A 22,307-nucleotide genomic window follows, 5' to 3' on the forward strand; every position below is an offset into this window, starting at 1 on the left:
AGCACCGCGTCGCCTTCTTGGCGGGCTCGCCCGCCAAGGGGCGCGAAGCGGCCCCAAAAATGGCGGATTGAAATACATGACCCCTTGGCTGACAGTAGTAGGCATCGGCGAAGACGGCTTCAGTGGCCTGGGCAAACAAGCCCGGCGCGCGCTGCTGGGTGCTGCGCGGATCTTCGGCAGCCCGCGCCAGCTGGCCTTGCTGCCACGCTGCGTGCCCGGCGAACGGCTGGGCTGGCCAAGCCCGTTCTCGCTGGCCCCGGTGCTGGCGTTGCGCGGCGAGCCGGTGTGCGTGCTGGCCAGCGGCGACCCGATGTTCTACGGAGTCGGCGCCAGCCTGGCGCGCCAGGTGCCTGCCGATGAAATGCGCGTGCTGTCGATGCCCTCCTCCTGCGCCCTGGCCGCTGCGCGCCTGGGCTGGCCGCTGCAGGACGTGCAAGTGGTGTCGCTGGTCGCCCGCCCCTTGGCGGCGCTCAATGCCCACCTGCACAGCGGTGTGCGCTTGCTGGTGCTGAGCAACGATGGCGACAGCCCGGCGGCCGTTGCAGCATTGCTTCGCGAACGGGGCTTCGGGCCAAGCCGCCTGCAGGTTTTCGAGCACCTGGGTGGCCAGGAAGAACGCGCATTGGCCGGCACCGCCCAAAACTGGCCGCACGCCGAAGCCGCAGCGCTCAACCTGGTGGCCATCGAATGCCTGGCCTCACCCGAAGCGCCACGCCTGCATCGCCTGGCCGGGCTACCAGACAGTGCCTTCCGGCACGACGGCCAGCTGACCAAGCGCGATGTCCGTGCTATCACGCTGGCGCGCCTGGCGCCCCAGCCCGGCGAACTGCTGTGGGACGTGGGCGCGGGCTGCGGCTCGATCGGCATCGAATGGATGCGTGCCCATCCGGCCTGTCGCGCACTGGCCATCGAGGCCGACGAAGGCCGCCAGGGCTTCATCGAACATAACCGCGATGCGCTGGGTGTACCCGGCCTGCAACTGGTTCGTGGCAAGGCGCCAATGGCACTGCAAGGCCTGGAACAGCCCGATGCCATCTTCATCGGCGGCGGCGTCACCCGTGAAGGCGTGCTGGGCCTGTGCTGGGCGAACCTGCGCCCCGGCGGCCGGTTGGTGGCCAACGCAGTGACCTTGCAAAGCGAACTGGCCCTGGCGCACTTTCGCGATCAGCACGGGGGTGAACTGACCCGCCTGCATGTCGCCCATGCCCAACCCTTGGGCACGTTCGACACCTGGCGCCAGGCGCTGCCGATCACCCTGCTGGAAGTGATGAAGCCCGCCGATGCGTGAAGAAACCCGCGAACAGCCGGCGCCCCTGCGCAGCGGCCTGACCACCGGCAGCTGCGCCACCGCCACCAGCCTGGCAGCGGCCAAGCTGCTGCTCACCGGCCAGCAAGACGATGCAGTGGATATCACCCTGCCCAAGGGCAAGGTGGTACAGATGCGCCTGGAGTTCTGCCGCCTGGTCGGCGAACGCGCCGAAGCCGGCACCCTCAAGGATGCGGGCGACGACCCGGACGTGACACACGGCGCCTTGCTCTACAGCCAGGTGCGTCTGTTGGCCGAGACGGGCATCCGCTTTGTCGCGGGGACCGGCGTCGGCACCGTGACCCGCCCGGGGCTGGTGCTTGCGGTGGGCGAGCCGGCCATCAACCCGGTACCTCGGCGCATGATCACTGAACACCTTCAGCGCCTGGCCGATGAGTGCGGCTATCCCGGCGGTTTCGAGGTCACGGTCAACGTGCAGGGCGGTGAGCAACTGGCCCTGAAAACCATGAACCCGCGCCTGGGCATACTGGGCGGGCTGTCGATCCTCGGCACCAGCGGCATCGTCCGGCCGTTCTCCTGTGCAGCCTATATCGCCTCGATTCATCAAGGCATCGACGTGGCCCACACCAACGGCTACACGCATATCGCCGCCTGCACCGGCAACGCCAGCGAAGACACCATGCGCCGCGTCTACGGCCTGCCAGAAATCGCCCTGATCGAAATGGGCGATTTCGTTGGCGCAGTGCTCAAGCACCTGCGCAAGGTGCCGGTACCACGCCTGAGCCTGTGCGGTGGCTTTGGCAAGATCAGCAAACTGGCGGCCGGGCACATGGACCTGCACAGCCGCCACTCCAGCATCGACCTGCCGCAACTGGCGGGCTGGGCTGCAGACATTGGCGCTGACGAAGCGTTGCAGGCCGCCATCACCGGCGCCAACACCAGCCAGCAAGCACTCGCTCTGGCTCACGCGGCCGGCGTTGCCCTCGGTGACGCAGTGTGTGCCCACGCGCTGGCCTTCGCCCGCAGCGTGGTGCCGGCACAGGTGCAAGTGGAAGTGTTCGCCATCGACCGCCAAGGCGGCATCGTTGGCCGGGCGGGTGTGCAATGACCGCGCGCATTCTGCTGTTGGGCGGCGTCACCGAGGCCTTGGCCATCGCCCGTCGCCTCGGCCCGCAGCACGTCTACAGCCTGGCGGGTATCGGCCGCGTGCCGCAGGACCTGCAATGCCAGGTGCGGGTCGGCGGCTTTGGCGGCGCCGAAGGCCTGGCCAGCTACCTGCGCGAGGCCGGTATCACGCTGCTGATCGATGCCACCCACCCTTATGCCGCGCAGATCAGCCGCAACGCCGCCAGTGCTGCGCGTATTGCCGGCATCCCGTGCTGGGCCTTGCGACGCCCGGTCTGGCAGGCGCAAGCGGGGGACGACTGGCGCGAGGTCGAGGACTGGGCGGGGTTGATCGAGGCGCTCAAGCCGTTCCGCAGGCCGCTGTTCACGCTGGGGCGAGAGCCGCTGCAACATCTGGACGAAATACCGCCGGAGCAGTTCTGGACCTTGCGGGCGTTGGAGACATACGCTGGCAACTCTCGGTGCGAAGTCATTGGTGCGCGGGGACCCTTCAAGATCGAAGACGAACGCAGTCTTTTTGATGAGCGGGGTATTGATGTGCTGATCAGCAAGAACAGTGGCAGCGTGGCGACGGAACCGAAACTGGATGTGGCTCGAGAACGAGGAATTCCGGTTCTGATTCTGAAGCGACCACTTTTACCTGGCGTGGATCGCGATTTCGACTCTCAGGAATTGCTGGTGGCTGCATTGGAAGGCTTCGATGATGATGCCGGCGCGGATTTCATGGTCACCCGGGATCAACCGGAAGATCAAAAACGGGAAGATTTATAGGTCGCTGCACTTTCTGCTCGGTACGACGAAAGTTATTTATCGCCCTCAAGATCGAGCGCCGCCCGCGCGGCGCATCGCGAGCTGCGCTCGCTCCTACGTTTGTTTCGTGCCAGTAACGCCTGTGGCAGGCGCGCGCGACCGCCTTGTTTGTACGACGCAATATCCAGCCATGCGCCAAAGAATTCGCGCGCAATGCCCACTGGAATAATTGGCCCGAAACAAACGTAGGAGCGAGCGCAGCTCGCGATGCGCCGCGCGGGCGGCGCTCGATCTCATAAGCGCTGCATACCTGTCGGCAAGCACCTGTCAGCCTCACATCTTCTCTGTCAGCACACAGCCAATTTCAGAACACTCCTACAGTCCGCTCGGTCTCACCTGAATAGCCTTCGCCCACCCCGCTGAATTAAGCTTTAGCCCCCCCCCCGGAAGGTTTCACCCATATGGAAATGCAATGGTGGATCTGGCTGGTCTTCGGTATCGCGCTGATCCTGCTCGAACTGGTCCTGCCGACGTTCTTCATCCTCTGGTTCGGCATCGGTGCCGTGCTGGTCTCGCTCATCTCGCTGGCCGCCCCCAGCCTGCAACTGGACATGCAGGTACTGCTGTGGGTATTGCTGTCGTCGGTCACCACCGCGTGTTGGTTCAAGCTGTTCCGGCGCAAGCAGCCGGATGTGCGCTGGACCGCCGACAGCGTGATCGGTGAAGTGGGCTTGCTGACCGCTGGCGTTTCGGAATTCCAGAAAGGCCGCGTACGCTTCCAGAAGCCGATTCTGGGTAACGAAGAATGGACCTGCATCGCCGACAGCGAGATCCCTGCTGGCGAGCGGGTGCGCCTTACCGCCATTGAGGGGAACACCGCCCGTGTCATCCGGGCCTGAACCTGCACTAAAAGGGATTTATCATCATGACCAGCCTAATCGTCGTCGCGGCCATCGCCCTGTTCGTCCTGATCACCGTGTTCAAGGGGGTGCGTATCGTGCCTCAGGGCGAGGAATGGATCGTCGAGCGCCTGGGCCGCTACCACAGCACGCTCAAACCCGGCCTGAACATCCTCATCCCCTACATGGATGTGGTCGCCTACCGCCTGCCGACCAAAGACATCATCCTCGATGTGCAGCAACAGGAAATCATCACCAAGGACAACGCAGTCATCGTCGCCAACGCGCTGTGCTTCGCCAAGGTGGTCGACCCGCAGAAGGCCTCCTACGGCGTGCAGAACTTCTCGTTCGCCGTCACCAGCCTGACCATGACCTCGCTGCGTGCCATCGTCGGTGCCATGGACCTGGACGAAGCCTTGTCCAGCCGCGAGCAGATCAAGGCACGTTTGCGCGATGCGATGTCCGAGCAGACCGAAGACTGGGGCGTGACCGTACGCTCGGTGGAGATCCAGGACATCAAGCCTTCGGAAAACATGCAACTGGCCATGGAGCGCCAGGCGGCAGCCGAGCGTGAGCGCAAGGCCGATGTAACCCGTGCCGAAGGGGCCAAGCAGGCGGCGATCCTTGAAGCGGAAGCTCGCTTGCAGGCCGCCAGGCTGGATGCAGAGGCGCAGATCAGCCTGGCCGAGGCCTCGGCGCGGGCGATTTCGCTGGTGAAGGAAGCGGTGGGCAACGAGACCGTGCCGGCCATGTACCTGCTGGGCGAGCGCTATGTCGGGGCCATGGAGAACCTGGCGGGCAGCAGCAATGCCAAGGTGGTGGTGCTGCCGGCAGACCTGCAGGAGACCGTGCGGGGGTTGATGGGCCGTAACAAGGCTTGAGAGTGTCGGGGCGCATTGCGCCCCCATTAACCGGCAACCTGCGGCACTTCACCGCACCCCGCCATTTTTACCTATACTCCGCCTTACAATACCCACCACGATTCCTGACCGGATCTCTCCATGCCCCCACGTCGGCACATTGCCTGGATAGCCTGCCTTGCAGTGCTGTTCAACCTGCTGGCCATGCCGCTGTCTTCTGCTGCGCCCAAGGGCCCGGCCGAGCAGCTGCTGTGGGGGGCTTTCTGTTCCAGCATGGCCAACAAGGCCAAAGTCGACGTCCAGGCCCTGGCCAAGATCGACCTCGGCACGCAAAACGACGACAGCGCCAGCATGATGAACTGCTGGTGCTGCTCGGGCGCCGCACCGCTGCTGGCCCTGCCCGGCTACCCGACACAGTTGCACAACCCGCCGACACTGCTCGCCGGGCTGTTGTCGCCACCCGCTGACTACCAACTCACGCCGCGCCAGCTTTGGCCTGCGCTCAACCCCCGTGCCTCTCCGCTGGCCTGAGTTCATCACGCTGTCTGCCTGAACCTGAACAGAACGGAGATTCACCATGCTCAAGTACGCCCTCGTCATGGCCGCCCTGCTGCTGCCCGGCGCCTTTGCCAATGCCCACGAATACAGCGTGGGCGACCTGCACATCGCCCACCCCTGGTCGCTGCAGTTACCACCCAACGCGCCAAACGTCGCCGCGTATTTCGTGGTGCACAACAACGGCAAGGCCGACGACCGTCTGCTCAGCGTCGACAGCCCCATCACGAATGATGCACAACTGCACGAGCATGCCATGAGCGCCAGCGGCGCCATGAAGATGCAGCAGGTGCCCAACGTGGTGGTACCTGCCGGCAAGGACCTGACCTTCGCCCCCAGCGCCTACCACGTGATGCTGATGCAGCCCAAGGACCGCAGCCTGCTCACCGACGGCAAGCGCTTCCCGTTGACCCTGCACTTCGAAAAAGCCGGCGACATCACGGTTGAAGTGGCCGTGCAGAAGCAGGCGCCAGCGGACCAGCCGCAAGCACACGAACACGCACACTGACACCTGCTGACAGGCACTCGCCATGAGCCTGCCGCGCAACAGCATCAGCCGTACCACCCGCCCTGACCGTAGGCGCGCCGGTGGCGGATGGCTGAGCCTGTTCGCCATGTGGATGATCTTCATCGGCCCGCTGATTTCCCAGTCGATGCCGATGGACCACCATGCCGGCATGAGCATGCCGATGACGGCTGCCCATCAGCATGGCGGCGACACCCATCACGGCCATGGCAACGATGGCCAGCTCCATGTGATGTGGGAAAAGTGTGGTTACTGCAGCCTGTTGTTCAACTGCCCGGCCCTGCCCCAGGCCCTCAGCCCGCTCAGTGCCGGCAGTGTCGTCCCCACCACCCACCTGCTTGCGCCAACGCACCAGGGCCATGCCCGGCAGGCTGTATTCCCCGGTGCGCGCAGCCGCGCCCCACCTTCCTCGATCAGCGTCTGAACCCATATTTTGCGCACGGAGCCAGGAGGCTTCGCGCTAACTCATGACTGATCGACTGGAATCATTATGTCCGGCTGCACCCCTGTTTTTGCCTTGTCCCTGCGTGGGACCATCGCCGCCCTCTGCGGCTCGCTGCTTGCGCCCGTGGCCCTGGCCGCCGACCCTGGCCATGAAGGCCATGTGCACGAAGCGCCCGAGCTGAGCCCGACGGTAATCACCGCCGTGGCCCCGCGTTCGCCGCTGACCGTGGTCACCAACCCGAAAGACCCGCGCCAGCCCGTACCGGCCAGCGACGGCGCCGACTACCTGAAGACCATCCCCGGCTTCTCGGCAATCCGCGCCGGTGGCACCAACGGCGACCCGGTACTGCGCGGCATGTTCGGCTCGCGCCTGAACATCCTCACCAACGGTGGCTTGATGCTGGGCGCCTGCCCCAACCGCATGGACGCACCCACGTCCTACATCTCGCCGGAAACCTACGACCGCCTCACCGTGATCAAAGGCCCGCAAAGCGTGATCTGGGGCCCGGGCGGTTCGGCAGGCACCATCCTTTTCGAACGCGAACCAGAGAAATTCGGCACCCTCGGCAGCCGGGTAAATGCCAGCCTGCTGGCCGGCTCCAACGGCCGCTTCGACAAGGTGCTGGATGCCGCCGCCGGCAACAGCCAGGCCTATGCCCGCTTCGTCGGTAACCAGTCTCGCTCGGACGACTACCACGACGGCAACAACGACACCGTTCCGTCGCGCTGGGAAAAATGGAACGGCGATGTCGCCCTCGGCTGGACGCCCGATCAGGACACCCTGCTGGAGCTGACTGCCGGCAAGGGCGATGGCGAGGCCCGCTATGCCGGGCGTGGCATGGACGGCTCGCAGTTCAAGCGCGAAAGCCTGGGCCTGCGCTTTGAAAAGTCCAACCTCGGCGAAGTGCTCGACAAGGTCGAGGCGCAGGTCTACTACAACTACGCCGACCATGTGATGGACAACTACAGCCTGCGCACCCCTTCGGGCAGCGGCATGATGGGCATGCCGATGGTCAGCAATGTCGACCGTCGCACCATGGGTGCACGTATCAAGGCCACCTGGCGCTGGGCCGACGTGCAACTGATCAGCGGCATCGACGCGCAGACCAACGAACACCGCCAGCGCGGCGGCATGGGCGTGGATGCGCACAAGGGCCAGGCCTGGACCAAGGACGCCGACTTCCATAACTACGGTGCTTTCAGCGAACTGACCTGGTACGTCAGCGGTGAAGACCGGCTGATTACCGGTGCCCGCCTGGACCGCGCCTCGGCCCGTGACTTCCGTAAAGGCAGTGCCACCGAAGGCGACACCCGCGCCGACACGCTGCCCAGCGGCTTCGTCCGCTACGAGCACGACCTGGCAGCCATTCCGGCCACCACCTACATCGGCCTCGGCCACGCCCAGCGCTTCCCCGACTACTGGGAGCTGTTCTCGCCCAAGCTGGCACCACCCGGGGCGGCCAACGCCTTTGACGGTATCAAGCCGGAGAAAACCACCCAGCTCGACTTCGGCATCCAGTACCGCACCGAGCGCCTGGATGCCTGGGCTTCGGGCTATGTCGGGCAGATTCGCGACTACATCCTGTTCGACTACCGCACCGGCATGATGGGCATGAGCACCTCTCAGGCACAGAATATCGACGCCCGCATCATGGGCGGCGAACTGGGCGCGGCCTACCAGCTGACCGAAAACTGGAAGGCTGACGGCACGCTGGCCTACGCTTGGGGCAAGAACAGCAGTGATGGCAAAGCGCTACCTCAAATGCCGCCCCTGGAGAGCCGCCTGGGCCTGACCTACAGCCGTGACGTGTGGAGCGTCGGCGCACTGTGGCGGTTGGTGGCGGCGCAAAACCGCATCGCCGAGAACCAGGGCAACGTGGTCGGCAAGGACTACGACAAGAGCGCCGGCTTCGGCGTGTTCTCGCTCAACGGCGCCTACAAGGTGAACAACAACCTCAAGCTCAGCGCGGGGGTCGACAACCTGTTCGACAAAACCTACGCCGAGCACTTGAACCTGGCCGGGAACGCCGGGTTCGGCTACCCGGCTACAGATCCACAGCCGGTCAATGAGCCAGGCAGGACCTTCTGGACCAAGGTCGATTTCAGCTTCTGATAACAACAACGGGCGCAACTTTGGTTGCGCCCATCAGCTGGTCACACAGGAGGTTCCCATGAGAGGAACACGCATCAATTTCTATAACTTGGCCTGGCGTTGGCACTTCTATGCGGGGCTGTTCGTGGCCCCGTTCATGATCATGCTGGCAATCACCGGGATCATCTACCTGTTCAAGCCGCAGCTCGACCCGCTGCTGTACCGCGACCTGATGGTGGTCGAAGCCGGCCACCATCGACAGAGCGCCGACCTGATGCTGGCCGAAGTGCGCCAGGCCTACCCTAAGGCCCACGTCGGCCAGTACCTGCCGCCGCTGAACGCCGAGCGCAGTGCGCAGTTCGTGGTGCATGACGGCGGGCGTGAACTGAATGTATTTGTCGACCCGTACAGCGGCAAGGTCCTCGGCGAGCAGGACGGCAAGCAAAACCTGCAGGCCATCGCCCGCGCCCTGCATGGCGAACTGATGGTCGGCACGGTCGGTGACCGCCTGGTGGAGCTGGCGGCCGGCTGGGGCATCGTGCTGGTGGTGTCGGGCCTGTATTTGTGGTGGCCGCGCGGGCGCAACGGTGCCGGCGTGCTATGGCCACGGCTGTCGTCACGCGGCAGGCTGTTGTGGCGCGACCTGCATGCGGTAACCGGCTTCTGGGGCTCGGCCTTGCTGTTGCTGATGCTGGTCAGCGGCATGACCTGGACCGGCTTGTGGGGCAAGCAGTACGCCGATGTGTGGAACCGCTTCCCGGCGGCCATGTGGAACGACGTGCCCAAGTCGGACCAGCAGGCGGGTGAATTGAACAGTGCGCACCGCCAGACCGTACCCTGGGCGATGGAGAACACGCCGATGCCGCAGTCCGGCGCGCACGCCGAACACGCCGGGCACCACATGATGTCGGACATGCCCGCAGCACCCCAGGTGAGCTTGCAGCAGGTCGAGGACATCGCCACTGTCCGCCAGGTCGAGCCGGGCTACAGCATCACCCTGCCGACCACGGCAGAGGGCGTGTTCACCATTGCCGTGTTCGCCGACGACCCGCGCAACGACGCCACCCTGCATGTCGACCAGTACACCGGCAAGGTCCTGGCCGATGTGCGCTGGCAGGACTACAGCCCGGTCGCCCGCGCCACCGAGTTGGGGGTCATGCTGCACGAAGGCAAGATGTTCGGCGCCCTCAACCAGATCATCATCCTGCTGGTGTGCCTGATAATCCTGCTGGGCTCGGTGAGCGGCCTGGTGATGTGGTGGAAGCGCCGGCCAACGGGTGGGCTGGGCGTACCGCCGCTGCGCCATGACCTGCCGCGCTGGAAGGCGGCGGTGGGGGTGATGCTGGTGCTGGGGGTGATGTTCCCGCTGGTGGGGGTGTCGATGGTGGTGATGTGGGTTGTCGATAGCCTGGTTGTGAGGCGCCGTCGGGTGCTGGCCAACGCCTGAGCCCTGCATTGCCTGTGTTGGCCTCTTCGCGGGCAAGCCCGCTCCCACAGGTTCTGCGCCAAGCCTGAGGGCAGCGCGGCACCTGTGGGAGCGAGCTTGCCCGCGAAGAGGCCGGCACAGGCAGAAGACTGCTACCCAAAAGTCGAGTCGATCTGTCGCGCCCTGAACTGGAACGCGCGTGTTAGCCTAGCCGGCTACCTCAGACAAGAAGACCGACCTTACAAGGGAATGCAGCCTATGACGCAAACCTCATCCACACCGCCCGAAGAGCAACACCTGCAACGCAACCTGACCAACCGCCACATCCAGCTGATCGCCATCGGTGGCGCCATCGGTACCGGTCTGTTCATGGGCTCGGGCAAAACCATCAGCCTGGCCGGGCCATCGATCATCTTCGTCTACATGATCATCGGCTTCATGCTGTTCTTCGTCATGCGCGCCATGGGCGAACTGCTGCTGTCGAACCTCAACTACAAGTCGTTCATCGACTTCTCGGCCGACCTGCTCGGCCCCTGGGCCGGCTACTTCACCGGCTGGACCTACTGGTTCTGCTGGGTGGTCACCGGTATTGCCGACGTGGTGGCCATCGCGGCGTACACACAGTTCTGGTTCCCGGACCTTCCACAGTGGATACCCGCGCTGACCTGCGTAGGGCTGCTGCTGTCACTGAACCTGGTCACCGTGAAGATGTTCGGCGAGATGGAATTCTGGTTCGCCCTGATCAAGATCGTTGCCATCCTCGGCCTGGTCGCCACCGGGTTGTACATGGTCATCACCGGCTTCACTTCACCCAGCGGGCGCACGGCGCAACTGGCCAACCTGTGGAATGACGGCGGCATGTTCCCTAATGGCCTGATGGGCTTCTTCGCCGGTTTTCAGATTGCCGTGTTCGCGTTCGTCGGTATCGAACTGGTGGGCACCACCGCAGCCGAAGCGAAGAACCCGGAGCGCACCCTGCCACGGGCTATCAATTCGATCCCGGTTCGGATCATCGTTTTCTATGTGTTGGCGCTGATTGCGATCATGGCCGTGACGCCGTGGCGCGACGTGGTGCCGGGCAAGAGCCCGTTCGTGGAACTGTTCGTACTGGCCGGCCTGCCGGCGGCAGCCAGCATCATCAACTTCGTGGTACTGACCTCGGCGGCCTCTTCGGCCAACAGTGGCGTTTTCTCCACCAGCCGCATGCTCTATGGCCTGAGCCAGGAAGGTGACGCCCCCAAGGCGTTCGAAAAACTGTCGAGCCGCTCGGTGCCGGCCAACGGCCTGTACTTCTCCTGCACCTGCCTGTTGCTGGGTGCGGTGCTGATCTACCTGGTACCGAACGTGGTCGAGGCGTTCACCCTCGTGACCACCGTTTCGGCGGTGCTGTTCATGTTCGTGTGGACACTGATCCTGCTGTCGTACCTGAAGTACCGCAAAAACCGTGCGGCACTGCACCAGGCGTCGAAGTACAAGATGCCGGGCGGGCGCTTCATGTGCTACGTGTGCCTGGTGTTCTTTGCTTTCATCCTGGTGTTGCTGAGCCTGGAGGCAGATACGCGTTCAGCGTTGGTGGTGACGCCGATCTGGTTCGTACTGCTGGCGGTGACCTATCAGGGTGTGCGCAGCAGGCGCCACCCACGCTCGGCTGTGCGCAACGGCTGATTTCGCCGGGGCTGCTTTGCAGCCCCAATCCTGTGCACATAAATATCCCAGGCACCAATCTGGATCCAACCAACGCCCCAACACCTCGCACACCCCCTCTATTACGCACCTTTTGCCACTAGGCACACCCCTTGCAACACCCCTCCCCGCTTGCCCAACACATAAAAACTCAGCGGAGAGAGCACATGAAGCGTCGCAGTCTGATCAAGGCCTTTACCCTTAGCGCATCGATTGCCGCAATGGGCCTGAGCTGGAGTATCCAGGCCGCCGAGACCATCAAGGTCGGCATTCTGCATTCGCTGTCCGGGACCATGGCCATTTCCGAGACCTCGCTCAAGGACATGGCGCTGATGACCATCGACGAGATCAACGCCAAGGGTGGTGTGAACGGCAAGATGCTAGAGCCGGTCGTGGTCGACCCGGCCTCCAACTGGCCGCTGTTCGCCGAAAAAAGCCGCCAACTGCTGACACAGGACAAAGTCGCCGTGGTGTTCGGCTGCTGGACCTCGGTGTCGCGCAAGTCGGTACTGCCCGTGTTCGAAGAGCTGAACGGCCTGCTGTTCTACCCAGTGCAGTACGAGGGTGAAGAGATGTCGCCGAACGTGTTCTACACCGGCGCTGCCCCCAACCAGCAAGCCATCCCGACTGTGGAATACCTGATGAGCGAAGACGGCGGCAGCGCCAAGCGCTTCTTCCTGCTGGGCACCGACTACGTCTACCCGCGCACCACCAACAAGATCCTGCGCGCCTTCCTGCACAGCAAGGGTGTGGCCGACAAGGACATCGAAGAGGTGTACACGCCGTTCGGTCACGCCGATTACCAGACCATCGTCGCCAACATCAAGAAGTTCTCCGCTGGCGGCAAGACGGCGGTCATCTCCACGGTCAACGGCGACTCCAACGTGCCGTTCTACAAGGAACTGGCCAACCAGGGCCTGAAGGCCACCGACGTGCCGGTGGTGGCGTTCTCGGTAGGCGAAGAAGAGCTGCGCGGCATCGACACCAAGCCGCTGGTGGGCCACCTGGCCGCCTGGAACTACTTCGAGTCTGTGGATAACCCGGTCAACCAGAAGTTCGTTGCCGACTGGAAGGCCTACGCCAAGGCCAAGGGCCTGCCGGGCGCCGACAAGGCCGTGACCAACGACCCGATGGAGGCCACCTACGTAGGTATCCACATGTGGGCGCAAGCCGTGGAAAAAGCCAAGTCCACCGATGTGGACAAGGTGCGTGAAGCGCTGGCCGGGCAAACCTTCAAGGCGCCATCGGGCTTCACCCTGACCATGGACAAGACCAACCACCACCTGCACAAGCCGGTGATGATCGGCGAGATTCAGGATGACGGGCAGTTCAGCGTGGTGTGGGAAACCGAGCAGCCGCTGCGGGCGCAGCCGTGGAGCCCGTTCATTCCGGGCAATGACAAGCGCCCCGATTACGCAGTGAAAGGTAACTGAGTGTACGGGGCCGCTGTGCGGCCCATTCGCGGGCAAGCCCGCTCCCACAGGGACCGCGCAGTTTTCAAACCGTCCACCGTACCTGTGGGAGCGGGCTTGCCCGCGAAGAATCCAACGCCGATTACCAGGATTACCCGCATGCTCAGACTCCTGCTCACCCTGCTCCTGCTATTGCCCCTGGCAACCCAGGCCAGCGAGGGCGAATTCTTCCTCACCGCCAAGTCCGCCGAGCAGGCCACCCTGCTCGAAGGCTGGGCGGCGCAACCCGATGCCACTCGCCTGCCGCTGCTCGAAAACCTGCGCCAAGGCCGCATCGCCGCTGACGACACCCGCAAAGTACGCCTGAACAACCGCCTGCGCGGCCTGATCGACAACGCCCTGGCCAGCCACCAGTTGCTCAGCGACAACAGCGACACCCGCCTGGCCGCCGCCCAGCAACTGCAAAAAAGCGCACAACCCGCGCAAATGGCCTTCCTCGACCGGCGCTTCGCCAGCGAACCCGACGCCGCGGTGCACGCCGCCCTCGGCCTGGCCCTGGCCAACCTGCAACTGGGCGCCAGCGAGCCGGCAGTACGCCTGGCCGCCGTGCGCCTGCTGGGCGAAACCGGTGACCCGCTGGCCCGCACCCGCCTCGAAGCCCTGCTGCAGCCCGATGCAGAAAGCGACCCAGGGGTGCGCACCGCTGCCGAAACCAGCCTGGCCCAGGTCAAGCGCAAGCTGCTGGTCGGCGAGCTGCTCGGCCAGGCCTTCAGCGGCCTGTCGCTGGGCTCGATCCTGCTGTTGGCCGCGCTTGGCCTGGCCATCACCTTCGGCCTGCTCGGGGTGATCAACATGGCACACGGCGAAATGCTGATGCTGGGCGCCTACAGCACCTACATGGTCCAGGTGCTAGTGCAACGCTACGCCCCGGGCGCCATCGAGTTCTACCCGCTGATTGCCCTGCCGGTGGCCTTCGCGATCAGTGCCGGGGTGGGCATGGCGCTGGAGCGCACGGTCATTCGCCACCTCTACGGCCGCCCGCTGGAAACCCTGCTGGCTACGTGGGGCATCAGCTTGATCCTGATCCAGGCCATCCGCCTGCTGTTCGGCGCGCAGAACGTCGAGGTGAGCAACCCGGCCTGGCTGTCGGGGGGCATCCAGCTGCTGCCCAACCTGGTGCTGCCGTACAACCGCCTGGTCATCATCGGCTTTGCCCTGGCCGTGGTGCTGCTCACCTGGCTGCTGCTCAACCGCACACGGTTGGGCCTGAACGTGCGCGCTGTCACCCAGAACCGCAACATGGCCGCCTGCTGCGGCGTGTCCACCGGGCGCGTCGACATGCTCGCCTTCGGCCTGGGCTCTGGCATTGCCGGGCTCGGCGGCGTGGCCTTGAGCCAGGTCGGCAACGTGGGCCCGGACCTGGGCCAGAGCTACATCATCGACTCGTTCCTGGTGGTGGTGCTGGGCGGCGTCGGCCAACTGGCCGGCAGCCTCTGGGCCGCCTTCGGCCTTGGCATCGCCAACAAGCTGCTGGAGCCGCAGATCGGTGCCGTGCTTGGCAAGATCCTCATCCTTGCGTTGATCATTCTGTTCATCCAGAAGCGCCCGCAAGGCCTGTTCGCCCTCAAGGGACGGGTAATCGACTGATGAACCAGCCACTGCTTGTCACCGCTACGCAAAAGGCCGGCCCGCGCCTGACGCTGGCCATCGGCGCCCTCGTCGTCCTACTGCTGGTCGCCCTGCCGCTGTTGTCACTGCTGCCGGCAGACCATGCCCTGCAAGTGTCGGCCTACACCCTGACCCTGGTCGGCAAGATCCTCTGCTACGCCATCGTCGCCCTGGCCCTGGACCTGGTCTGGGGCTACGCCGGCTTGCTGTCGCTGGGCCACGGCCTGTTCTTCGCCCTGGGCGGCTACGCCATGGGCATGTACCTGATGCGCCAGGCGGCCGGTGACGGCCTGCCGGGGTTCATGACCTTTCTGTCGTGGACCGAGCTGCCGTGGTACTGGGCCGGTACCCAGCATTTCGCCTGGGCCCTGTGCCTGGTGGTGCTGGCGCCGGGGCTGCTGGCGCTGGTGTTCGGCTGGTTTGCCTTCCGCTCGCGGATCAAGGGCGTGTACTTCTCAATCATGACCCAGGCCCTGACGTTCGCCGGCATGCTGCTGTTCTTCCGCAACGAAACCGGCTTTGGCGGCAACAACGGCTTCACCAACTTCCGCACCATTCTCGGTTTCGACATTACCGCGCAAGGCACCCGCGCGGTGCTGTTCCTGCTCACCGTCGGGTTGCTGCTGGCCAGCCTGTACCTGTGCTGGCGCCTGACCCGCAGCAAATTCGGCCGCCTGCTCACCGCCGTGCGCGATGCCGAAAACCGCCTCATGTTCTGCGGCTACGACCCGCGTGGCTTCAAGCTGCTGGTGTGGGTGCTGAGCGCTGTACTGTGCGGCCTGGCGGGTGCGCTGTACGTGCCACAGGTGGGCATCATCAACCCCAGCGAGATGTCGCCGACCAACTCCATCGAAGCCGCCGTGTGGGTGGCCCTGGGCGGGCGCGGCACGCTGATCGGCCCGTTGTTCGGTGCCGGCCTAGTCAATGGCATGAAAAGCTGGTTCACCGTGGCCTTCCCGGAGTTCTGGCTGTTCTTCCTTGGCGCACTGTTCATCCTTGTCACCCTGTACCTGCCCAAGGGCGTGGTCGGCCTGCTGAAGAAAAGGAGCCAGCCATGAGAGGCGTACCCCCGGTCCACCCGGAATTCATGCTGGAACCCGTGTTCGACACCCTCGGCGCCGGGCGTGAGGCCATCGGCCTGGGCCAGAGCCGCAAGGCCGGCCTGGATACCCGCCACGGCACGGTGCTGAGCCTGGAGGACATCAGCGTCAGCTTCGATGGCTTCAAGGCACTCAACGCGCTGAACCTGTACATCGGCGTGGGCGAACTGCGTTGCATCATCGGCCCCAACGGCGCCGGCAAGACCACGATGATGGACGTGATCACCGGCAAGACCCGCCCCGACACCGGCAGCGCCTATTTTGGCGACACCCTCGACCTGACCCGCATGAGCGAATACCAGATCGCCCAGGCCGGCATTGGCCGCAAGTTCCAGAAGCCCACGGTGTTCGAGGCGCTTACGGTATTCGAAAACCTGGAACTGGCGCTGAAGACCGACAAGTCGGTGTGGGCCAGCCTGGCCGCGCGCCTGGGCGGTGAGCAGCGCCAGCGTATCGAAGAGGTGCTGACCACCTTGCGTCTGCTGCCCCTGGCTCAGCGCCAGGCCGGCTTGCTGTCCCATGGGCAGAAGCAGTTCCTGGAGATTGGCATGTTGCTGGTGCAAGAGCCGCAATTGCTACTGCTGGACGAACCGGTGGCCGGCATGACCGATGCCGAAACCGAGTTCACCGCCGAGCTGTTCAAAAGCCTGGCCGGCAAGCACTCGCTGATGGTGGTGGAGCATGACATGGGGTTTGTGGGGAGCATTGCCGACCATGTGACCGTGCTGCACCAGGGCAGTGTGCTGGCAGAAGGGTCGCTGGAGCAGGTGCAGGCGGATGAGCGGGTGGTTGAGGTGTACCTCGGCCGATGATCTATTCCAAGGACATGACATGCTGAAAATCGATACGCTGCACCAGTACTACGGCGGCAGCCACATTCTCCGGGGCCTGTCCTTCGAAGCCAAGGTCGGCGAAGTCACCTGCCTGCTGGGCCGCAATGGTGTGGGTAAGACTACCCTGCTGCGCTGCCTGATGGGCCTGGTACCCGCCCGCGATGGCAGCATCGAATGGGAAGGCAAACCCATCACCCGCCTCAAGCCCCAGCAACGAGTACATGCCGGTATCGCCTATGTACCCCAGGGCCGCGAGATCTTCCCGCGCCTCACCGTCGAGGAAAACCTGCTGATGGGCCTGTCCCGCTTCCCGGCCCGTGAAGCCCGCGAAGTCCCCGCGTTCATCTACGAGCTGTTCCCGGTACTGGAGCAGATGAAGCAACGCCGTGGCGGTGACCTGTCGGGCGGCCAGCAACAACAACTGGCCATCGGCCGCGCCCTGGCCAGCCGCCCGCGCCTGCTGATCCTCGACGAGCCGACCGAAGGCATCCAGCCCTCGGTCATCAAGGAAATCGGCGCAGTCATCCGCCGCCTGGCCGAGCGCGGTGACATGGCGATTCTGCTGGTGGAGCAGTTCTACGACTTTGCCGAAGCACTGGCCGACCAGTACCTGGTCATGGCCCGCGGTGAGATCGTCCAGCGCGGCCGTGGCGAAAACATGCAGGCCGAAGGTGTGCGTGGGCTGGTAACCATTTAATCTGCAAGCAACGACCCTGCGAGACGCTGTCATGAGTTACGAATTACGCGATGCCCTGCCTGCCGACGTGCCAGGCATCCTCAGCATCTACAACGACGCCGTGCGCAACACCACGGCGATCTGGAACGAAACCCCGGTAGACTTGGCCAACCGCCAGGCCTGGTTCGATGCACGCGCGCAGCAGGGGTATCCGATCTTGGTGGCGGTGGATGAGACGGGGGTACTGGGGTATGCCTCGTTTGGCGACTGGCGGCCGTTCGAAGGGTTTCGCCTGACGGTGGAGCACTCGGTGTATGTGCGGGGTGACCAGCGTGGCAAGGGGTTGGGGCCGGCGTTGATGGCGGCGTTGGTCGAGCGGGCACGCGGTTGCGGCAAGCATGTGATGGTCGCAGCCATCGAAAGTGGCAATGCGGCCTCGGTGCGCCTGCATGAGCGGCTGGGGTTTGTAGTGACCGGGCTGATGCCACAGGTGGGGGTGAAGTTTGGCCGGTGGCTGGATTTGACCTTCATGCAGCTGGTGCTGAACCCAGGTGCAGAGCCAACCTGAGATTGATGTTGTCTAAACTGGCCTCTTCGCGGGCACGCCCGCTCCCGCAGGGATCGCACATTCCCCGAGACCTGTGCAGTACCTGTGGGAGCGGGCTTGCCCGCGAAGAGGCCGGTGCAGGCAAACACACTCACATCTGGGTAAACCTGCCCAGCCGCTGGCGCAGCATGCTGTTCTCGCTGCGCAGCGCCTGCACCTCCTGCAACAGCTCCAGCGCCAGCGCCACCCCTTCCCACTCCAGTTCCAGCTCCTGGTGCAGCTTGGCTGCACGCCGGGTCAGCAGCGGCGCCTGATCGTCGAACAACCAGTCCTCAGGCGTTCGCCCGGAGGGTTCGACAATGCCGTGCTCGACGATTTCGATCACGCAGTCCGCCGTGACATCGGCTTCCTGACACAGGGTACGCATGTCCAGTTGAACGATCAGGGTGCTGCTCATGATCACTTACTCCATTGTGCCCTCGGGTTGAACGCGGCCTTTTCGGAAAGCTTGGCCCACAGTTCACGGGTAGATTCGTCAGAAGTCGTCGGCATGACCACCTTGAGCTGCGCGTAAAGGTTGCCGCGCTCGCCCTGCTTGTTCGCCAGGCCTTTGCCCGGTACGCGCAGGCGCTGACCGCTCTGGCTGTCGGGGCGGATGGTCAGGTTGATCTTGCCGTCCAGGGTCGGCACCGCCACCTTGGTGCCCAGTGCCGCCTCCCACGGTGCCAGTGGCACAGTGATGATCAGGTCATGGCCTTCGACATCAAACAGCGGGTGCGGTGCCATGCGGATGGTCAGGAACAGGTCGCCATTGGCCCCGCCACCGCTGCCCGGTGCGCCCTGGCCTTTAAGGCGGATACGCTCGCCGTCGGTCACCCCGGCCGGGATCTTCACGTTCAGCGTCTTGGTGGTGAAGCCGGTGCGCTGGCCCATGGCATTGGTTTGCGGCACCTGGAAGCTGATCTGCTTGGACTCCTTGCTCAGGGTCTCTTCAAGAAACACCGCCAGTTCAAGCTCCACGTCCTGCCCTCGCCTGCCGGCACTGCGTTGTTGCTGACGGGCGCCGCCGAAAGGGTTGCCACCCCCTCGCCCACCGAAGATCGAGCTGAAGAAGTCGGAGAAGTCGCCGCCCTCGAAGCCGCCGCCACCGCCACGGCTTTCCCAGCCCGGTGGTGCCTGGAACGGCCGGCCATGCTGGCCGCCGTACTTGCGGATTTCGTCGAACTCGGCACGTTTCTGCGCGTCGCCCAGCACTTCGTAGGCCTCGTTGGCCTCTTTGAATTTGTCCTCGGCGTCGCGCTCCTTGCTGACATCGGGGTGATACTTACGGGCCAGCTTGCGGTACGCGGCCTTGATCGCCTTGTCGTCCGCCGTGGGCTCTACGCCAAGTATCTTGTAATAGTCTTTGAAGTCCATTTATGGATCACCAATATAAATGTGCGTGTTGCCACTGAAGATAGGGGTCAAGCATAGCCTTTCAAGGCCGCTTTGGGTTTGCCCCATGGCAGACGACTGGTCTTGATTCTGTAGCCAACTGGCATACACTGCGCGGCCGTTTTGCCTCCGGAAGCTCATTCCCCATGTCTGACGTATCCCCGGCCCGCGCCCTGGGCATCGACTTTGGCACCTCCAACTCCACGGTCGGCTGGCATCGCCCTGGCGTGGAATCGCTGATCGCCCTGGAAGACGGCAAGATCACCTTGCCCTCGGTGGTGTTCTTCAACATCGAGGAACGTCGCCCGGTGTATGGCCGCCTGGCACTGCACGAGTACCTGGAAGGCTACGAAGGCCGCCTGATGCGCTCGCTGAAGAGCCTGCTGGGCTCCAAGTTGATCAAGCACGACACCAGTGTGCTGGGCAGCGCCCTGCCGTTCAAGGACCTGCTGGGCATGTTCATCGGCGAGCTGAAAAAGCGCGCCGAAGCTGCCGCTGGCCGCGAATTCGACCAGGTGGTGCTGGGCCGCCCGGTGTTCTTCGTCGACGAAGACCCGGCTGCCGACCAGGAAGCCGAAGACACCCTGGCCGACGTAGCGCGCAAGATCGGTTTCAAGGATGTGTCGTTCCAGTACGAGCCGATTGCCGCAGCCTTCGACTATGAGTCGAGCATCAGCCGCGAAGAACTGGTGCTGATCGTCGACATCGGCGGTGGTACGTCCGACTTCACCCTGATCCGTCTGTCGCCCGAGCGCCACCTGGTCGCCGAGCGCCAGAGCGACATCCTCGCCACCGGCGGTGTGCACATTGGCGGTACCGACTTCGACAAGCAGCTGAGCCTGCAGGGCGTGATGCCGCTGTTCGGCTACGGCAGCCGCATGAAGAGCGGCGCGCTGATGCCCACCAGCTACCACCTCAACCTGGCCACCTGGCACACCATCAACGCCCTGTACTCGCAGAAGTCGCAGCTGGCGCTGGGCAGCATGCGCTATGACATCGAAGACAGTTTCGGCATCGACCGCCTGTTCAAGCTGATCGAACAGCGCGCAGGGCACTGGTTGGCGATGGAAGTCGAGGCCAGCAAGATCGAGCTGACCAACAGTGAAAGCCGCCACATCGACCTTCGCCGTGTCGAGCCTGAGCTGACGGCAGAGTTGACCCGTGTGCTGTTCGAAGAAGCGATCGAAGGGCTGCTGGAGCGAGTGCGGGGTAGCGTGACCGAGCTGCTGGCCAAGGCTGGCGTGAGCGAAGGCCAGGTGGACACGGTGTTCTTCACTGGCGGTTCCAGCGGTATTCCAGCGCTGCGCAACAGCGTTGCGGCGATGCTGCCGAATGCTCGGCATGTGGAAGGCAATATCTTTGGCAGCATTGGTAGTGGGCTGGCCATCGAGGCGCGCAAGCGGTACGGCGCAGCCTGATACATCTCTATGGCATGTACCGGCCTCTTCGCGGGCAAGCCCGCTCCCACAGGGACCGCACAGTACCTGAGACCTGTGCTGTACCTGTGGAGCGGGCTTGCCCGCGAAAGGGCCGGCACAGGTCAGTGAAGAATCAGACCAGCTCGGCCCGCTTCAGCTCACTCTTCAGGTAGGCGTAGTAGATCGGTCCCGCCACCACCCCAGGCAACCCGAATGCCGCCTCGAACACCAGCATCGCCAGCAACAACTCCCACGCCTTGGCACTGATCTGCCCCCCCACGATCCGCGCGTTGAGGAAGTACTCGACCTTGTGGATGACAATCAGGTAGCCCAGCGCCGCCGCCGCCACCCAGATCGACAGCGACAAGCCCACAATGGTGATCAGGGTGTTAGACATCAAGTTGCCGATCACCGGCAGCAAGCCCAGCAGGAAGGTCAGCACGATCAGCGTCTTGGTCAGCGGCAGGTGCACGCCGAACAGCGGCATCACCACCGCCAGGAAGATGCCGGTGAAAACCGTGTTGAGCAGCGAGATCTTGATCTGCGCGAAGACGATGTTGCGAAACGCCTTCACCAGGAGATTGAGGCGCTCGAACAGCGCCGCCGCCAGGGGCTTGCGCCGCGAAACATCAGGGATGCGCTGCAACGCGATGATGGCACCGAGGATCATGCCGATCAGCAGTGTCACGAACATGTGCGCCATGCCCTTGCCCACCAGTTGCAGATCGCTCAGGTGGCTCTTGATCCAGTCACCGATGGCCACCTTGAACTCGGCGGCGCTGGCGGGCAGGTAGCCCTCGATGAAGGGCGGCAGTTGCCCACGGGCGCGCTCGACCAGGGCCATGAACTTGTCCAGCGAGGCGCCGGGGTTTTCTGCCTCGTGCAGCAAGAAGCTGAAGGCACCGGCAATCAGCAGCGTCAGGGTACTGACCACCAGCGTACCGAGTAGCGCCACGGCCAGCCAGCGGGCGCGTTGGCCGGCCAGCAGCGGTTGCAGGCGCGGGGTGAGCATGTTGACCAGCTCGAACACCAGCAGGCCGGCAAGCAGGCTGGGCAGCAACTTCAGGGGCAAGGCCAGCAGCAGCCCGGCCATGACGATGATCAGGCTGGCCAGGGTGATCTGACGGGGGGTAAAGGTCATACAGCCTCGACGGCAGACAGCGGGAATGCCCGCAGTCTGCCAGCCTTGCGCCTGCAGGCATAGGCGCAGGTCATTTCTTCTTCAGGCAGTCGCTCATGAAGGCTTTGCGTTCGTCACCCTTCAGGGCCTTGGTGGTGGCGTCGGCGTTGCAGGTTTTCATCTTCTCTTGCTGGGTTTGCGGCACGTCCTTTTTCAGGCAGGTGCTCATGAAAGCTTTGCGATCATCGCCCTTGAGGGCCTTGGCGGTGGCGTCGGCGTTGCAGGTTTTCATCTTTTCCTGCTGCGCGGTGTTGGCCGCGAAGCCTTGGGCGCTGAACAGCACGGCCAGCACCAGTAATGGAATGTGCAGTACTTTCATGGAGTGGTCTCCTTCGCTCCGCGCCCGATGCACGGGGGTCGAGCTGAGTGTAGCCAAGAGATGCCTGACTTGAGTTTTTAGGTGGTGCAAAGT

At 64.0% G+C, this 22,307-nt stretch carries 22 protein-coding genes; 18 read left to right on the plus strand and 4 right to left on the minus strand.

Annotation, left to right across the window (positions count from 1 at the left end; all coding sequences use genetic code 11):
- The first annotated feature begins 76 nt into the window (after positions 1–76).
- The 17 genes from cbiE to ACF8R4_RS21820 all read left to right on the plus strand — a co-directional run bounded on the left by cbiE (position 77) and on the right by ACF8R4_RS21820 (position 17,884).
- On the plus strand, positions 77–1,288 hold the full coding sequence (cbiE, locus tag ACF8R4_RS21740) for a precorrin-6y C5,15-methyltransferase (decarboxylating) subunit CbiE (RefSeq protein WP_164525125.1): 1,212 nt from the start codon (positions 77–79) through the stop codon (positions 1,286–1,288).
- The gene (locus ACF8R4_RS21745; protein ID WP_060498542.1) at positions 1,281–2,375 is read left to right on the plus strand and encodes a cobalt-precorrin-5B (C(1))-methyltransferase; all 1,095 of its coding nucleotides are present in this window, start codon (positions 1,281–1,283) and stop codon (positions 2,373–2,375) included. The genes cbiE and ACF8R4_RS21745 overlap by 8 nt, the downstream gene beginning before the upstream one ends.
- On the plus strand, positions 2,372–3,163 hold the full coding sequence (locus ACF8R4_RS21750) for a cobalt-precorrin-6A reductase (RefSeq protein WP_392493433.1): 792 nt from the start codon (positions 2,372–2,374) through the stop codon (positions 3,161–3,163). Before ACF8R4_RS21745 ends, ACF8R4_RS21750 begins: the two co-directional genes overlap by 4 nt.
- 440 nt (positions 3,164–3,603) lie before the next feature.
- Positions 3,604–4,041 (plus strand): NfeD family protein, encoded by a 438-nt coding sequence (locus tag ACF8R4_RS21755; RefSeq protein WP_104833875.1) that lies wholly within the window; start codon positions 3,604–3,606, stop codon positions 4,039–4,041.
- Positions 4,042–4,067: 26 nt separating this feature from the next.
- The gene (locus ACF8R4_RS21760; protein WP_016712216.1) at positions 4,068–4,922 is read left to right on the plus strand and encodes an SPFH domain-containing protein; all 855 of its coding nucleotides are present in this window, start codon (positions 4,068–4,070) and stop codon (positions 4,920–4,922) included.
- A 120-nt stretch (positions 4,923–5,042) separates the two neighbouring features.
- Positions 5,043–5,432, plus strand: a complete 390-nt coding sequence (locus tag ACF8R4_RS21765) for a DUF2946 domain-containing protein (protein WP_060498544.1) — start codon at positions 5,043–5,045, stop codon at positions 5,430–5,432.
- Positions 5,433–5,478: 46 nt separating this feature from the next.
- Complete coding sequence (locus ACF8R4_RS21770) at positions 5,479–5,964, plus strand: copper chaperone PCu(A)C (protein WP_060498545.1); 486 nt, start codon at positions 5,479–5,481, stop codon at positions 5,962–5,964.
- Positions 5,965–5,986: 22 nt separating this feature from the next.
- Complete coding sequence (locus ACF8R4_RS21775) at positions 5,987–6,406, plus strand: DUF2946 domain-containing protein (RefSeq protein ID WP_060498546.1); 420 nt, start codon at positions 5,987–5,989, stop codon at positions 6,404–6,406.
- 66 nt (positions 6,407–6,472) lie between these two features.
- Positions 6,473–8,539 carry a TonB-dependent copper receptor gene (locus tag ACF8R4_RS21780; RefSeq protein WP_392493435.1) on the plus strand — a complete coding sequence of 689 codons (2,067 nt, stop codon included), beginning with the start codon at positions 6,473–6,475 and terminating at the stop codon, positions 8,537–8,539.
- 58 nt (positions 8,540–8,597) lie between these two features.
- Positions 8,598–9,965 carry a PepSY-associated TM helix domain-containing protein gene (locus ACF8R4_RS21785; protein WP_392493436.1) on the plus strand — a complete coding sequence of 456 codons (1,368 nt, stop codon included), beginning with the start codon at positions 8,598–8,600 and terminating at the stop codon, positions 9,963–9,965.
- A 237-nt stretch (positions 9,966–10,202) separates the two neighbouring features.
- The gene (cycA, locus tag ACF8R4_RS21790) at positions 10,203–11,609 is read left to right on the plus strand and encodes a D-serine/D-alanine/glycine transporter (RefSeq protein ID WP_060498549.1); all 1,407 of its coding nucleotides are present in this window, start codon (positions 10,203–10,205) and stop codon (positions 11,607–11,609) included.
- Positions 11,610–11,794: 185 nt separating this feature from the next.
- Complete coding sequence (urtA, locus tag ACF8R4_RS21795) at positions 11,795–13,060, plus strand: urea ABC transporter substrate-binding protein (RefSeq protein WP_392493437.1); 1,266 nt, start codon at positions 11,795–11,797, stop codon at positions 13,058–13,060.
- A gap of 138 nt (positions 13,061–13,198) precedes the next feature.
- Positions 13,199–14,686, plus strand: a complete 1,488-nt coding sequence (gene urtB, locus ACF8R4_RS21800) for an urea ABC transporter permease subunit UrtB (protein WP_060498551.1) — start codon at positions 13,199–13,201, stop codon at positions 14,684–14,686.
- Positions 14,686–15,765: an urea ABC transporter permease subunit UrtC gene (gene urtC / locus ACF8R4_RS21805; protein WP_060498552.1), complete on the plus strand. Its 1,080-nt coding sequence runs from the start codon at positions 14,686–14,688 to the stop codon at positions 15,763–15,765. Before urtB ends, urtC begins: the two co-directional genes overlap by 1 nt.
- The gene (gene urtD, locus ACF8R4_RS21810; protein WP_082426368.1) at positions 15,762–16,619 is read left to right on the plus strand and encodes an urea ABC transporter ATP-binding protein UrtD; all 858 of its coding nucleotides are present in this window, start codon (positions 15,762–15,764) and stop codon (positions 16,617–16,619) included. Before urtC ends, urtD begins: the two co-directional genes overlap by 4 nt.
- A gap of 19 nt (positions 16,620–16,638) precedes the next feature.
- Positions 16,639–17,337, plus strand: coding sequence for an urea ABC transporter ATP-binding subunit UrtE (gene urtE, locus ACF8R4_RS21815; protein ID WP_060498553.1), 699 nt, complete (start codon positions 16,639–16,641; stop codon positions 17,335–17,337).
- A gap of 31 nt (positions 17,338–17,368) precedes the next feature.
- On the plus strand, positions 17,369–17,884 hold the full coding sequence (locus tag ACF8R4_RS21820) for a GNAT family N-acetyltransferase (protein WP_164525127.1): 516 nt from the start codon (positions 17,369–17,371) through the stop codon (positions 17,882–17,884).
- 130 nt (positions 17,885–18,014) lie between these two features.
- Here ACF8R4_RS21820 and ACF8R4_RS21825 read toward each other — a convergent pair whose 3' ends face one another.
- A complete protein-coding gene (locus tag ACF8R4_RS21825; protein ID WP_060498555.1) occupies positions 18,015–18,320 on the minus strand; it encodes a chaperone modulator CbpM in 306 nt (101 codons plus the stop codon).
- A 2-nt stretch (positions 18,321–18,322) separates the two neighbouring features.
- Positions 18,323–19,279: a curved DNA-binding protein gene (cbpA, locus tag ACF8R4_RS21830; RefSeq protein ID WP_019098567.1), complete on the minus strand. Its 957-nt coding sequence runs from the start codon at positions 19,277–19,279 to the stop codon at positions 18,323–18,325.
- A gap of 164 nt (positions 19,280–19,443) precedes the next feature.
- Between cbpA and ACF8R4_RS21835 the strand changes: the two genes are divergently transcribed.
- Complete coding sequence (locus ACF8R4_RS21835; RefSeq protein WP_060498557.1) at positions 19,444–20,715, plus strand: Hsp70 family protein; 1,272 nt, start codon at positions 19,444–19,446, stop codon at positions 20,713–20,715.
- 133 nt (positions 20,716–20,848) lie between these two features.
- Here the strand turns inward: ACF8R4_RS21835 and ACF8R4_RS21840 are convergent, their stop codons facing one another.
- Positions 20,849–21,856 (minus strand): AI-2E family transporter, encoded by a 1,008-nt coding sequence (locus ACF8R4_RS21840; RefSeq protein WP_060498558.1) that lies wholly within the window; start codon positions 21,854–21,856, stop codon positions 20,849–20,851.
- Between the two features lie 70 nt (positions 21,857–21,926).
- Entirely contained in the window at positions 21,927–22,214 is a 288-nt protein-coding gene (locus ACF8R4_RS21845) for a PsiF family protein (protein WP_060498559.1), read from the minus strand.
- Positions 22,215–22,307: the final 93 nt, after the last annotated feature.

The organism is Pseudomonas sp. FYR_2, from assembly GCF_043106425.1.
GTDB classification, from domain to species: Bacteria; Pseudomonadota; Gammaproteobacteria; order Pseudomonadales; family Pseudomonadaceae; genus Aquipseudomonas; species Aquipseudomonas monteilii.

Bases quoted from the DNA above. Each gene is read 5' to 3' on its own strand.
- urtC (WP_060498552.1), top strand. From the start codon at position 14,686: ATGAACCAGCCACTGCTTGTCACCGCTACGCAAAAGGCCGGCCCGCGC.
- ACF8R4_RS21835 (WP_060498557.1), top strand. From the start codon at position 19,444: ATGTCTGACGTATCCCCGGCCCGCGCCCTGGGCATCGACTTTGGCACC.
- ACF8R4_RS21820 (WP_164525127.1), top strand. From the start codon at position 17,369: ATGAGTTACGAATTACGCGATGCCCTGCCTGCCGACGTGCCAGGCATC.
- ACF8R4_RS21840 (WP_060498558.1), bottom strand. From the start codon at position 21,856: ATGACCTTTACCCCCCGTCAGATCACCCTGGCCAGCCTGATCATCGTC.
- ACF8R4_RS21745 (WP_060498542.1), top strand. From the start codon at position 1,281: ATGCGTGAAGAAACCCGCGAACAGCCGGCGCCCCTGCGCAGCGGCCTG.
- ACF8R4_RS21845 (WP_060498559.1), bottom strand. From the start codon at position 22,214: ATGAAAGTACTGCACATTCCATTACTGGTGCTGGCCGTGCTGTTCAGC.
- urtA (WP_392493437.1), top strand. From the start codon at position 11,795: ATGAAGCGTCGCAGTCTGATCAAGGCCTTTACCCTTAGCGCATCGATT.
- ACF8R4_RS21770 (WP_060498545.1), top strand. From the start codon at position 5,479: ATGCTCAAGTACGCCCTCGTCATGGCCGCCCTGCTGCTGCCCGGCGCC.
- ACF8R4_RS21780 (WP_392493435.1), top strand. From the start codon at position 6,473: ATGTCCGGCTGCACCCCTGTTTTTGCCTTGTCCCTGCGTGGGACCATC.
- ACF8R4_RS21765 (WP_060498544.1), top strand. From the start codon at position 5,043: ATGCCCCCACGTCGGCACATTGCCTGGATAGCCTGCCTTGCAGTGCTG.
- ACF8R4_RS21775 (WP_060498546.1), top strand. From the start codon at position 5,987: ATGAGCCTGCCGCGCAACAGCATCAGCCGTACCACCCGCCCTGACCGT.
- ACF8R4_RS21760 (WP_016712216.1), top strand. From the start codon at position 4,068: ATGACCAGCCTAATCGTCGTCGCGGCCATCGCCCTGTTCGTCCTGATC.
- ACF8R4_RS21785 (WP_392493436.1), top strand. From the start codon at position 8,598: ATGAGAGGAACACGCATCAATTTCTATAACTTGGCCTGGCGTTGGCAC.
- cbiE (WP_164525125.1), top strand. From the start codon at position 77: ATGACCCCTTGGCTGACAGTAGTAGGCATCGGCGAAGACGGCTTCAGT.
- cycA (WP_060498549.1), top strand. From the start codon at position 10,203: ATGACGCAAACCTCATCCACACCGCCCGAAGAGCAACACCTGCAACGC.
- ACF8R4_RS21755 (WP_104833875.1), top strand. From the start codon at position 3,604: ATGGAAATGCAATGGTGGATCTGGCTGGTCTTCGGTATCGCGCTGATC.
- ACF8R4_RS21825 (WP_060498555.1), bottom strand. From the start codon at position 18,320: ATGAGCAGCACCCTGATCGTTCAACTGGACATGCGTACCCTGTGTCAG.
- ACF8R4_RS21750 (WP_392493433.1), top strand. From the start codon at position 2,372: ATGACCGCGCGCATTCTGCTGTTGGGCGGCGTCACCGAGGCCTTGGCC.
- urtE (WP_060498553.1), top strand. From the start codon at position 16,639: ATGCTGAAAATCGATACGCTGCACCAGTACTACGGCGGCAGCCACATT.
- cbpA (WP_019098567.1), bottom strand. From the start codon at position 19,279: ATGGACTTCAAAGACTATTACAAGATACTTGGCGTAGAGCCCACGGCG.
- urtD (WP_082426368.1), top strand. From the start codon at position 15,762: ATGAGAGGCGTACCCCCGGTCCACCCGGAATTCATGCTGGAACCCGTG.
- urtB (WP_060498551.1), top strand. From the start codon at position 13,199: ATGCTCAGACTCCTGCTCACCCTGCTCCTGCTATTGCCCCTGGCAACC.